The organism is Oleiphilus sp. HI0125, assembly GCF_001635355.1.
The window spans coordinates 1-739 of the sequence record NZ_LWGF01000257.1 but is presented as its reverse complement, the minus strand read 5'-3'; the positions used below and the strand labels follow the sequence as shown (position 1 = coordinate 739).

Sequence of the window (739 nt, the reverse complement as noted above, 5' to 3'; positions counted from 1 at the left end):
TGATGAAAGAGCAGATACCGTTCTAGCAGGGTTAATGGCTTTATCTGATAAGGCTGCGGATCATGATTGGGTTTGGGTTCACGATGCCGCTCGTCCTTTGATTACTGAACATGAGTTAGAGTTACTAGAAAAGTCATTATTGGATGCACCAGATGGTGCGTTATTAGCGCTTCCCTCGGTTGATACAATTAAATGTTCCAAGAATGGTCGGGTGGATTCAACGCTCGATCGCAACATAATTTGGCGCGCACAGACTCCCCAAGCATTCCCTTATGCGCTTTTACGTGATGCTTTACGCTCTGCTTTAAAGAAAGAAGTACAAATTACTGATGAGTCTTCAGCGATGGAGTTTGCAGGGCACTCTCCGCTACTTGTAGAAGGACGGTCGAGCAATATTAAGGTCACAAAGCCTGAAGATTTGGCTGCACTAGAAAGTACAAATACCGTAAATGAGAAAACAAATATGACGCCTGATCTTAGAGTGGGTACGGGCTATGACGTACATGCGTTGGAGAATGGAGAGTTCGTTACTCTTGGCGGCGTGAGAATTCCTCATAGCTTTGGTTTAAAGGCGCATTCAGATGGTGATGTGTTGTTGCATGCGATCTGTGATGCAATGCTAGGTGCTTTAGCCTTAGGAGATATAGGTAAGCATTTTCCAGATACTGATGACGAATGGTCGGGAGCAGATAGCCGTTTTTTACTCAGAGCGGTAAATGATTTGATTCAATCAAAAGGC

Annotated in this window: 1 protein-coding gene and 1 pseudogene; both read left to right on the top strand. The window is 44.4% G+C overall.

Features of this window, described 5'->3' with window-relative positions; translation table 11 throughout:
- A pseudogene (locus A3762_RS28215) lies at nt 1–421 on the top strand (2-C-methyl-D-erythritol 4-phosphate cytidylyltransferase); the annotation flags it as partial.
- A gap of 42 nt (nt 422–463) precedes the next feature.
- Nucleotides 464–739 (top strand): 2-C-methyl-D-erythritol 2,4-cyclodiphosphate synthase (gene ispF, locus A3762_RS28210; protein ID WP_231878719.1); only part of this gene is annotated, 276 nt, incomplete at its 3' end.